The organism is Streptomyces europaeiscabiei, assembly GCF_001550375.1.
GTDB lineage: Bacteria > Actinomycetota > Actinomycetes > Streptomycetales > Streptomycetaceae > Streptomyces > Streptomyces europaeiscabiei.
Genome location: NZ_LRTR01000519.1, coordinates 1 through 11,196, shown reverse-complemented (window position 1 = coordinate 11,196; position 11,196 = coordinate 1). Strand labels below are relative to the sequence as shown.

The window sequence follows — 11,196 nt, the reverse complement described above, 5'->3', positions numbered from 1 at the left end:
CCACCCGGCCCGTGCCGGGCGCGGTGTGTCTGCCGGGCCCGGAGCGGCTGGTCGCCCTGCAGCGCGTCCTGCGCCATGCCACGGCCCTGCGCCTCTACGGCCCACCGGCCGCCGGTGACGCCGCCCTGGCCAGTGCCTGGGAGGTCGTGCTCCCCGGTATGCGGCTCACCCTCACGCTGTCCCCGGAGGCCGGGCGGGGCTTCTCCGGCGAGGGCGGTGTGCTGGAGGCCCTGGTCACCGACGGGGCCGCCGAGGACGCGGAGCTGATCGCGGTCCTGCTCGCCTGGGAGCCGCGCATCGACGTCGGGGACCTCGCCGCCGCCTCCGGTCTGCCGGTCGACAGGGTGCGGGCGGCGCTGACCCGGCTGGGCACCTCGGGCCGCGTCGGCTACGACACGGCGGAGGCCGCGTACTTCCACCGCGAACTCCCCTACGACGCCGACCGCGTCGAGCGCCACAACCCCCGCCTGCGCTCGGCCCGCGCCCTGGTGGCCGCCGGGGCGGTCGCCCTGGACGGTGGCCTCGGCACGGTCACCGCCGAGGACGGCCACGTCCATCGGGTACGGGACGGCGCGGGCACCCTGAGCTGCTCCTGCCTCTGGTGGGCGAAGTACCGGGGCGGCCGCGGCCCCTGCAAACACGCGCTGGCGGTGCGCATGGTCCGCCGGGGCGCCACGGCGGAGCCGGGCGGGGGAGAGATCCACGCCGAACGGGTCGGGACACCGACCGGATGGCCTGCCTCGGCTGGAGCCTCTGCCGAGACGAAGCCGGAGGGACCACGGGCCGACGCCGGACCGGTCGGCGGGGCACGGATCGACGGGGGTGCACGATGAGTGCGGAGTCATTGATCAGGGCGGTGCGGTCGGGGAACCTGAGTGACCTGGTCGCGCTGGTGGACGGTATGACGGATGCCGAACGGCGCGCGTGCATGCCGGAGCTGAGGCAGTTGCGCAAGGAGCTGCGGGCGGAGGACTGGCAGTTCCCGGCCCAGCGGGCGTATCCCGCGCTGCACGCGGCCGGCGCCGCGTGCCAGACCGGTGCCGCCGCCGTGGCGACCTGGCTCACCGGATCCGATCTGCGCTGGCGGCAGGCACCGCCGCCGGTCCTGATCGACGTGCTCGGCGACCGCGATCCCACCTGGCTCGCCGACCTCGTGCACCGGTTGGCCGAGCGCCCGCTCTCCGCCGACGTCCCCTACGAGCTGATGGCCGGCCTCGTCCGGCTCTCGGGCTGCCCGGTGCCCACGTCCGAGGCCTATGTGCGCGGCTGGATGAACCACATCGACGCGCTCCGGAGTGCGGGCACGGTCATCGGGAACCTGCGGAAGGACCCGCATCTCGGGGAGCTCGTCGCCGCGCTGTTCGAGATCGAGGAGATCGGCGCCCGCAGCGACTGGCGGTACGGCGACGGCCCGAACAACTGGACGTACGCCCTGACCCAGCTGACGCGGGCGGGTCTCCTGGACCGCAAGGTCATGGTCGACGGCTGCCTGGCCCGGCTGCTGCGCGGCGGCGGCTCCGCTGCGGACAACAAGGTCTTCCTGGGCCTGTTGACCGCGCTCGACCTCACCCGGGACGAGCAGCGCGAGCGGATCGCGGACTGGACGGCCCTGTGCTCCGACGCGTCCTCCACGGTGGCCGCACACGCCCGGTCCGTCCTCGCGGGCTTCGCCCTGGACGGCGAGCTGGGGTCGCACCGACTCGCCGAGCTGTCCGGCGCGGTGCTCTTCCGGACCGAGAAGAAGCTCGTCCGGGCCCAGCTCGTACTGCTGGGCAAGGTGCTCAAGCAGGATCCGTCCACCGCGGCCGAGCTGCTGCCCGTGGTGGCCCAGGCCTTCGGCCACGAGGACACGGATGTGCAGGAGAGGGCGCTGAGGCTGGTGGAGCGGCACCTCGGCGACCTCGACGTCGGCGGCCTCGGCTCCGACCCCGACGCCAACGCCGGGGACGGCGACGGCGACGGCGACGGCGACGGCGACGGCGAGATCGGCGTGCGGCGCGAGATCGCCGACGCCGCGTCACGGTTGAGCCCCGGCCTGCGCTCCCGGGCCCAGCAGCTCCTCGGTGCCGCGGTCGCGGAGTCCGCTCCCGAGGTGTACGAGGAGCTGCTGCCGCCGGTGCCCCTGCCGACGCGGCTCGCTCCTGCGCCGGACACACTGGCCGAACTCACCGAGGAGGTCGGCGCCCTGCTGGCCGCACGCGACGAGGGCGCCGTGTTCGAGCGGATACTGGACGGGCTCGTACGGCATGCGCACCGCGACCGGCAGGCGCTGGTGGAGGCGCTCGGGACGACGACGGCGCGCGATTGGTGGGACGGGACGGGAGCGGCGTCCCTCGACCAGCACTTCCGCAACGCACCGCACGGCCTGGCACTCGTCATCGCCACACTCTTCGAGCGGGTGGGCACCGAGACGCTGCGTCCGGTGCGTCACGCGGCGGGCGCGTCGTCCGGCTGTGTGCACGACGGTCTGCTCTGGGCGTTCGACGCCCGGCTGCGGGAGATCTCGTACCGGATCCGCACCGACCCGCTGCCGTTCCTGCTGTCGACACCCACCTGGAGCACCGGTGCGCTGGAACCGGCGGAACTGGTGGCGCGGCTGGACAGCTACCGGCAGTCGGGTACCCGTCCGGGCGAGGCGGACTTCGCCCAGGCCCGGCTCCGCGTGCGCCGCGACGACACGGCCGCGCTCGTGTCCGCCGCCGCGGCGGCTCGGGAGCTGGGCACGAGAGAAGGCGAGCGGCTGGCCGAGTGGCTGCTCACCGACGTACCGTCCCAGCCCGTCGAGCGGAGCCGGACCGCCGGGCCCCGGATGCTGGTGGAGTTCGGTGAACTGCCGGAGATGCGGAGCGAGTCGTTCCCGCCGGAGTTCCGTCGGCTGGGTCGCCCGTTGACCGCGTACGCGGAGCGCTCGTACTGCCCGCACTGGAACGACACGAACTGGCGGCACTGGCTGGCGATGGTGCCGAACCGTCCGGAGCTCGTGGCGGGGCGCGTCCTGCGGGATCTCTCGATGAGCGTCGTCGACGACGGTACGCGGGCCGGGTTCTCGTTCCTGCCGGCGCTTGCCGAGGCGGAGGGCGAAGCGGGCCCGGCCGTGTTTCTCTGCGTCGCGTACGGGCTGGGCGCGCGGCGCCCGGAGGACCGGCTCGCCGCCGTGGACGCCCTGCTGGTGCTGGCGGCGCGGGGGCGGTTGGACGCGGAGCGGCTGGGTGCCGACCTGGGGAGACTGGCGGTGCTCGGGAGCGTGAAGCCATCACGGCTCGCCGAGGCGATGCGGACGGCCGCGGCGACCGGGGCGTACGGCACCGCCTGGTCGGTGCTGCGGGAGGTACTGCCGCCGCTGCTCGCCGAACTCGCGGGCGCGGGAGCGGCAAGGACCCCGGCGCGTGGCCTCGGGGAGCTGGTCGCCGTCGCCGCCGAATGCGCGGAGCGATCCGGGGCACGCGGGGAGCTGCCGTATCTCGCGGAGGCGGCGGAGCGTCGGGGCTCGTCCCGGCTGGTGGCCCAGGCCCGTCGGCTGCGTGCGGCGCTGGAGGGACTGGAGGGGGCTGCGGCCGTCTGACCTCTACGGTCACCGTTGGCGTCGGTTCCGACAGCATCAGTCATACAAAAAGCAACAAAAGGTGCGGAACGATGCTTTTACCGGTCAGTCACAAAGCGTTCGTGATCACGCAACACGATTCGTTCACAGTGGCCACATGACTCCAGACATGTCTGATGCGACGCGGGCGCGGAACAGCCGCCCGATGCACCACCGCCTGCTGTCGGCCACGGCCGGGTTCCGCAGCTGGTGGGAACGGCGCCACGGTCACGCGCCGCCGACGAGGGATACCGGCGCCCGGCCGCCGCTCTCCGAAGGGCGGCAGGCCGGGCCGTCCGAGGCGGTGGCCCCGGTGGTCACCGGTGCGGCCCTGATGTGGCGGATGAGGACGACGGTCAAGGACGAACCGGGCTCGCTGGCCGTGCTGTGCACGGCGCTGGCGGAGCGCAGGGTGGACATCCTGAGCCTGCAGACGCATCCGCTGGCCGAGGGCACGGTGGACGACTTCCTGCTCCGGGCACCCGAGGCGCTGTCGGCCACCGAGATCGGCCGGGCCGTGTCGGAGGCGGGCGGCACCGGGACCTGGATCGAGCGCGGTGACGCCCATGACCTGGTGGACGCGCCGACCCGGATCCTCGGCCTGGCCACGCGTACGGCACTGGACGCGGCCGAACTCCCGCTCGCGCTGCGGCAGTTGCTGGGCCGTTGCACCATCCGCTCGCTGCCCGCCACCGCTCCCGGCTCGGGCCGGGCCCAGGAGAGCGCCCCGGCCGAAGGGGCCCTGGAGGACACGGTGATGCGACTGCGGGCGCCGGAGGGCGGGGTGATCACGGTGGAGCGGCCGTATCTGCCGTTCACGCCGACGGAGTTCGCCCGGGCGCGCGCCCTGGTGGAACTGGACGCGCGGCTGGGACCGCGGATCCCGCGCAGCCAGGACGTACTGACGCTGCCCGAGGGCAACGACATCATGGTGCGGCGCGCCGACGTCGGGGACCTGAGGGCGGCCAAGGCGATGCACGAGCGGTGCTCCGCGCGCACGCTGAGCATGCGGTACCACGGACCGGTGGGCGACGCCGACCGGTATCTCAGGCATCTGCTCAGTCCCCGTTTCGGACGGACGCTCGCCGCGCAGACCGCCTCGGGGCGCCTGGTCGGCCTCGGTCATCTGCTGTGGGACGGCGACGAGACGGAGATCGCGCTGCTCGTCGAGGACGACTGGCAGCGGCGCGGGATCGGCGGTGAGCTGCTGCGCAGGCTGGTGGACATGGCGGCCGGGACGGGCTGCGAGAACGTGTACGTGGTGACGCAGTCGGCCAACACCGGGATGGTCGCGGCGATGCGGGGGCTGGAGCTGCCGCTCGACTATCAGATCGAGGAAGGGACGCTGGTCATCACCGCGCGGCTGGATGAGGTGCGGGTCGCCTCGCGTGCGGCGCGGCCCGGTGAACGGCCGGTCGGCATGACCGAGTAACCCGTGCAGAGCGTTCGGGCCGTGGTGGGGTGCGGGCGTGCGGGGACTGGTCGCGCAGTTCCCCCCGCCCCTGAAGGGGCGCGGTTGCGGGCCCTGTCACCGGCGCCCCACCCGCCCGAGACTCGAATCAGTGCCGAGCGACCTGGATCGGGACCCGTGCCTCAGGCCCGCCCGGTGGACAGCACAGCCCTCTCCTCAGTGGCCCGCTCCCCCGTTGCCCCGTCGGCCCCGTTCCCCAACGCCCCGTCCAGGTCCGCCCACAGGTCCTCCACGTCCTCCAGCCCCACCGACATCCGCAGCAGCCGGTCGCTCACGCCGGCGCCCCGGCGGTCACCCTCCTCCACGATGCGGTGGCTGATCGAGGCCGGGTGCTGGATGAGGGTGTCGACGCTGCCGAGGCTGACGGCCGGGGTGATCAGGCGGACGGCGGCGATGACCTCGTGCGGGTCGCCGTGGAACTCGAAGGCGATCATGGCACCGCCGATGCGCGGGTAGTGGACGCGGGCGACGCGCGGGTCGGCGGCGAGGCGGCGGACGAGTTCCGCGGCGGTCGTGGAGGCCGCTCGGACGCGTACCGGGAGGGTCGACAGGCCGCGCAGCAGGAGGTAGCCGGCAAGGGGGTGGAGGACGCCGCCGGTGGCGAAGCGGACCTGGCGCAGCCGCCCGGCGAACTCCTCGTCGCAGGCCACGACGCCGGCCATCACGTCACCATGGCCGCCGAGGTACTTGGTGGCGCTGTGCAGGACGAGCCGGGCGCCCTGCTCGACCGGGCGTTGCAGGACGGGCGTGGCGAAGGTGTTGTCCGCGAGCAGCGGGACCGAGCCGCAGGCGTGGGCGAGGGCCCGAAGGTCGAGTTCGGCGAGGGTCGGATTGGCCGGCGACTCGACCAGGACCAGGCCCGTGTCGGGGCGCAGCGCATCCGCGACGCCGGCCGGGTCGACCCAGGTGACCTCGGTGCCGAGCAGCCCGGCGGTGAGGAGATGGTCGCTGCAGCCGTACAGGGGTCGTACGGCGACGACGTGGCGCAGGCCCATCGAGGCGCGGACCAGGAGCACGGCGGTCAGTGCGGCCATGCCGCTGGCGAAGGCGACCGAGCTCTCGGTGCCTTCGAGGCGGGCGAGGGCGGTCTCGAAGCGGGCGACGGTCGGGTTGCCGAGCCGTCCGTAGACCGGCGGGCCCTCCGGCTCGGCGCCGTCCGCGGCGAAGGCGTCGATGCGGGCGGCCTCGCCGCGGCTGTCGTACGAGGGGTAGGTGGTCGACAGGTCGATCGGCGGGGCGTGCAGGCCCAGGCGCGCGAGGTCGTCGCGGCCGGCGTGCACGGCCTCGGTGGCCAGCGCTCTCGGCGTGGTGCGTGCGTGGTCGTACGCGTGCGTGCTCGCTGAGTTCATGGAGATCAGAGTGAACATCGGCCGGGCCCTGGGGGTCGGGCGCCGTGTTACGTTCGAACAATGGCCGAATCCGTCGTACTGGACCCGGTGGATCTCCACCTCCTGCGGCTTTTGCAGAACGACGCCCGGACGACGTACCGGGATCTCGCCGCGCAGGTCGGGGTCGCGCCGTCGACCTGTCTGGACCGGGTGACGAGGCTGCGCCGCGCGGGCGTGATCCTCGGTCATCAACTGCGGCTGGATCCGGCCAAGCTGGGGCGTGGCCTTGAAGCACTGTTGTCGGTGCAGGTCAGGCCGCATCGGCGGGAGTTGGTGGGGCCGTTCGTGGAGCGGATCCGGGCGCTTGCGGAGTCGCGGACCGTCTACCACCTCACCGGGCCGGACGACTATCTCGTGCATGTCGCGGTCGCGGACATGGCGGATCTGCAGCGGCTGGTCATCGACGAGTTCACGTCGCGGCGCGAGGTGGCGCGGGTGGAGACCCGGTTGATCTTCCAGCAGTGGGAGTGTGGCCCACTGCTCCCGCCGGACGTCGAACGGTCCACGCCCTGAGTCTCCGGGCTGCGCCTGCGACCCCCCGGAGGTGGATCACGCCGTGAGCGGAATCCGGCCGACGTAAGGCTCAAGTGCCCGTTAAGCGGCTGACGCCGCTCCCGCGCCGTACCAAGATTGTCGGCATGTCTGACACGAAGAGTCCCCTGCCCCGTGCGGTCGCCGACGCGTATGTCGACGATCTCATCGCCCTCGACCCCGTGACCGGCACGTACCTGGGTGTGAAGGAGAGTTCCAGCAGGTTGCCGGACACCTCACCGGCGGGCCAGGAGGCTCGTGCGGAGCTGATCCGGGCGACGCTCGCGCGGCTCGACGAGGCGGAGCGGCGGCCGGGCGCGGACAGTGACGCCGAGCGCCGGTGCGCACGCCTGCTGCGCGAGCGGCTGACGGCGGAGCTGGCCGTGCACGAGGCCGACGAGGGTCTGCGCGCGGTCGGCAACATGGTCACGCCGCCGCACGAGGTGCGCGAGGTCTTCACCATCACGCCGGCCGAGACCGAGGAGGACTGGGCGGCGATCGTGGAGCGGCTGCGCGCGGTGCCGACGGCGTACGCCGGTTACCGCGAGTCCCTCGCGCTCGGCCTGGAGCGCAAGCTGTACGCGGGCCCGCGCCCGACCTCGACGTTCGTCGGCCAGCTCACCGAGTGGGCGGACACGGACGGTTCGGGGCGCGGCTGGTTCGAGGACTTCGCCGCCGCGGGCCCCGACTCGCTGCGCGCCGAACTCGACGAGGCCGCCCGCGCCGCGACCCGGGCCGTGGTGGAGCTGCGCGACTGGATGCGGGACGTGTACGCCCCGGCCGTCGAGGACGCGTCGAACACGGTCGGCCGGGAGCGCTACGGCAGGCTGGTCCGCTACTTCACGGGTTCGGATCTGGACCTCGACGAGGCGTACGCGTACGGCTGGACCGAGTTCCACCGGCTGCTCGGCGAGATGAAGCAGGAGGCGGCGAAGATCCTGCCCGGCGCCGAAACGCCGTGGGTGGCGCTCGCGCACCTGGACGAGCACGGCCGGCACATCGAGGGCGTCGACGAGGTCCGCGCATGGCTGCAGTCCCTGATGGACGAGGCGATCGAGGCGCTGGACGGCACGCACTTCGACCTCGCCGAGCCGGTCCGCAAGGTCGAGTCGTGCATCGCCCCGCCCGGCGGCGCGGCGGCACCGTACTACTCGGCCCCGACCGAGGACTTCTCCCGTCCGGGCCGCACCTGGCTGCCGACGATGGGGGCGACCCGCTTCCCGGTGTACGACCTCGTCTCGACCTGGTACCACGAGGGCGTCCCCGGCCATCACCTCCAGCTGGCGCAGTGGGTGTACGTCAAGGACGACCTGTCCCGCTACCAGGCCACGATCGGCGGGGTGAGCGCCAACGCCGAGGGCTGGGCGCTGTACGCGGAGCGGCTCATGGACGAGCTGGGGTTCCTCAAGGACGCCGAGGAGCGGCTCGGCTATCTGGACGCGCAGATGATGCGGGCGGCCCGGGTCATCGTCGACATCGGCATGCATCTGGAGCTGGAGATCCCGGCGGACTCCCCCTTCCACCCGGGCGAGCGCTGGACGGTCGAACTGGCCCAGGAGTTCTTCGGGGCCCACAGCAGCCGCCCCGCGGACTTCGTGGAGAGCGAGCTGACGCGCTATCTGACGATGCCGGGACAGGCCATCGGCTACAAGCTCGGTGAACGCGCCTGGCTCCTCGGCCGTGAGAACGCGAAGCGGCGCCACGGCGACGCCTTCGACGCCAAGGCCTGGCACATGGCCGCGCTCTCCCAGGGATCCCTGGGCCTGGACGACCTGGTGGACGAGCTGTCCCAGCTGTGATCCGGACCGGCCGGGCCCACCGCGACCCGCGGCCGGGCCCGGCCGCCGCACGGGTTCGGCCCGTCCCCGTCCAGCCAGCCCGGATCGGCCCAGCCCGGATCGGCCGATCCCGGATCGGTCAGCCCAGGTTCAGTCCGTCAGAGACCGCACCTGGACGAGGCCGAGCCATGTCTCCGGCCCCGTCACGACACGGGCCGCGCGCACCCCATAGTGGCCGGGGGCCAACTCCACCCGTACATGATCCGTGTCCCGGAAGGCGTCCCCGGGCCAGACGGCGTCGAACAGGACGGCCGGACCCGGCACCCGCCACCGCACCTCCGGCTCCCAGGCGGCCGCGTCGAGCGCCGCCGGAACGTCCGCGAGGAGTTCGGCCTCGGAGTCGGCCGCGTACCAGCGTACGAAGGTGCCGTGCTCGGGCAGATACGCGGTGGAGGCGGGTTCGTGGCCGAGGACCAGGGCGCGGGTGTCGCCGACCGGCAGCAGGCCGACGTATCCGTCGATGTCACAGGCCCGGTCGTAGTCGGACGACGTCTCGTCGCCGTCGGCGCCCGCCCAGAACGGCAGCACCGCTTCCGGCAGCGCTATGAGCGGTCCGCCGCTCGACTCCACCCACCGCACCACATCGGGAACCACCGCAGTCTCCGCGTATCCAGCCATGCCCAGAAGCTACACGGCGTCGGTGCGACCGAACTCGTCGCCCCCGCACGCTTCTTGACAGGTTGTCAGCAACCGCAGTCGTCGGCGTCCACCGGCGCGGTCAGCGGGTCCGCCCCGCGCCGTGCCGCGCCCTCCCAGGTCTCGTACGCGAAGCCCTCGCGCGCCCAGTACTCGAAGCCGCCGAGCATCTCCTTGACCCGGAAGCCGAGTTCGGCGAGGGCGAGGGCTGCACGGGTCGCGCCGTTGCAGCCGGGTCCCCAGCAGTAGGTGACGACCGGCACGGACCTGTCGAGGAGTTGCTCGGCCTGCTCGGGGATGAGCGCGGTGGGCAGGTGGACCGCGCCCGGGATGTGGCCCTGGTCCCAGGACTCGGTGGAGCGGGAGTCGAGGACCACGAAACCGGGGTCGCCGTCGGCGGCGAGGGCGGCGGCCACGTCGGACACGTCGGCGTGGAAGACGAGGCCGGCCCGGAAGTACGCGGCGGCCTCGGCGGGGGCCGCCGGGGCGACCCCCAGGACGGGGTTGACGGTGGACGCGGTGACACTCATGAGCCGGCCTTTCCCTCGCGGAACTCCTTGTTTCCCCGACCGGAAATCTACGGTCGGTACCCCTTCTTCCAGAAGGGGCGTTCCACGGTCCACACCTTGATCGGCCGGGGATTCCCCTGCTATTCATCAGACATGACCGCGAATTCCCCGTACCTGCCCGACAACACCGACTGGCGCATCCTGGAGGTCCTCCAGCGCGAGGGCCGGGCCAGTTTCGCCGAGCTGGCCCGCGCCGTGTCGATGTCGGCGAGCGCCGTGACCGAGCGGGTACGGCGGCTGGAGGAGGCCGGCGTGATCCAGGGGTACGCGGCCGTCGTGGACCCGGAACGGCTGGGCCTGCCGATCCTCGCGTTCGTCCGCCTGCGCTACCCCAACGGGAACTACAAGCCGTTCCACGACCTGGTGGCCGTCACGCCCGAGATCCTGGAGGCGCATCACGTCACGGGCGACGACTGCTTCGTGATCAAGGTCGCCGCCCGTTCGATGCGTCATCTGGAGGAGGTGTCGGGCAAGATCGGCACGCTGGGGTCGGTCACGACGAGCGTCGTCTACTCCTCACCGCTCCCCCGACGGCCCCTGGGTCACTGACCTCGCTGCCGCACGACCGACCCGGTCCGCTCCTTCACGACCTCCAGCTGCGCGTGGACGCGCCGCCGCAGATCGGCGACGTGACTGACGATGCCGACGCTGCGGTCGCGTTCCCGGAGCGTGTCGAGGACGTCGAGGACCTCGTCGAGGGTCTGGTCGTCGAGGCTGCCGAACCCCTCGTCGATGAAGAGGGTGTCGAGACGTACCCCGCCCGCCTCGCCGGTGACGACGTCGGCCAGACCGAGGGCGAGTGCCAGGGAGGCGAAGAACGTCTCGCCGCCGGAGAGCGTGGCCGTGTCCCGCTCCCGACCGGTCCAGGCGTCGACGACGTGCAGCCCGAGCCCGCTACGGCCTCGCCCGGCCCGGTCGTCGGAGTGGACGAGGGTGTAGCGGCCGGAGGACATGCGCTGGAGCCGTACGGTCGCGGCGGCGGCGACCTGTTCCAGGCGGGCGGCGAGGACGTACGCCTCCAGACGCATCCTGCGCTCGTTGTCGGCGGACGTGCCGGCCGCGAGCCCCGCCATCCGGGCGACCCGGTCGTGCTCCTCCCGCAGCGGTGCCAACCGGCGTACGGAGGCGCCGGCCCGCGCGGACAGCCGGTCCAGTTCGGCGCTGCGCCGCTCGGCGGCGTCCC

10 protein-coding genes are annotated in these 11,196 nt (G+C 73.0%); 6 read left to right on the top strand and 4 right to left on the bottom strand.

Annotated elements, in window-relative coordinates; all coding sequences use genetic code 11:
• The 3 genes from AWZ10_RS25590 to AWZ10_RS25580 form a co-directional block, all read left to right on the top strand.
• Positions 1 to 833 (top strand): SWIM zinc finger family protein (locus tag AWZ10_RS25590; protein WP_244172542.1); only part of this gene is annotated, 833 nt, incomplete at its 5' end.
• Entirely contained in the window at positions 830 to 3,562 is a 2,733-nt protein-coding gene (locus tag AWZ10_RS25585) for a DUF7824 domain-containing protein (RefSeq protein ID WP_060892097.1), read from the top strand. The genes AWZ10_RS25590 and AWZ10_RS25585, both read left to right, overlap by 4 nt.
• A 148-nt stretch (positions 3,563 to 3,710) precedes the next feature.
• Entirely contained in the window at positions 3,711 to 5,012 is a 1,302-nt protein-coding gene (locus AWZ10_RS25580) for a GNAT family N-acetyltransferase (protein WP_078935702.1), read from the top strand.
• A gap of 161 nt (positions 5,013 to 5,173) precedes the next feature.
• On the opposite strand, the gene AWZ10_RS25575 is transcribed toward AWZ10_RS25580, so the two are convergent.
• Complete coding sequence (locus AWZ10_RS25575) at positions 5,174 to 6,400, bottom strand: trans-sulfuration enzyme family protein (RefSeq protein WP_060892098.1); 1,227 nt, start codon at positions 6,398 to 6,400, stop codon at positions 5,174 to 5,176.
• Positions 6,401 to 6,460: 60 nt separating this feature from the next.
• On the opposite strand from AWZ10_RS25575, the gene AWZ10_RS25570 reads away from it, so the two are divergent.
• Together AWZ10_RS25570 and AWZ10_RS25565 are read left to right on the top strand one after the other, a co-directional pair.
• Positions 6,461 to 6,952, top strand: a complete 492-nt coding sequence (locus AWZ10_RS25570; RefSeq protein ID WP_046708956.1) for an Lrp/AsnC family transcriptional regulator — start codon at positions 6,461 to 6,463, stop codon at positions 6,950 to 6,952.
• 125 nt (positions 6,953 to 7,077) lie between these two features.
• On the top strand, positions 7,078 to 8,769 hold the full coding sequence (locus AWZ10_RS25565) for a DUF885 domain-containing protein (RefSeq protein WP_060892096.1): 1,692 nt from the start codon (positions 7,078 to 7,080) through the stop codon (positions 8,767 to 8,769).
• A 129-nt stretch (positions 8,770 to 8,898) separates the two neighbouring features.
• On the opposite strand, the gene AWZ10_RS25560 is transcribed toward AWZ10_RS25565, so the two are convergent.
• Together AWZ10_RS25560 and AWZ10_RS25555 are read right to left on the bottom strand one after the other, a co-directional pair.
• A complete protein-coding gene (locus AWZ10_RS25560; RefSeq protein ID WP_060892095.1) occupies positions 8,899 to 9,426 on the bottom strand; it encodes an immunity 21 family protein in 528 nt (175 codons plus the stop codon).
• 65 nt (positions 9,427 to 9,491) lie between these two features.
• The gene (locus AWZ10_RS25555) at positions 9,492 to 9,974 is read right to left on the bottom strand and encodes a rhodanese-like domain-containing protein (protein WP_060892094.1); all 483 of its coding nucleotides are present in this window, start codon (positions 9,972 to 9,974) and stop codon (positions 9,492 to 9,494) included.
• Positions 9,975 to 10,106: 132 nt separating this feature from the next.
• On the opposite strand from AWZ10_RS25555, the gene AWZ10_RS25550 reads away from it, so the two are divergent.
• Entirely contained in the window at positions 10,107 to 10,562 is a 456-nt protein-coding gene (locus tag AWZ10_RS25550; protein ID WP_046708960.1) for an Lrp/AsnC family transcriptional regulator, read from the top strand.
• On the opposite strand, the gene AWZ10_RS25545 is transcribed toward AWZ10_RS25550, so the two are convergent.
• A partial coding sequence (locus tag AWZ10_RS25545) for an SbcC/MukB-like Walker B domain-containing protein (RefSeq protein ID WP_279616641.1) occupies positions 10,556 to 11,196 on the bottom strand: 641 nt, incomplete at its 5' end. The two genes, AWZ10_RS25550 and AWZ10_RS25545, sit on opposite strands and share 7 nt — an antisense overlap.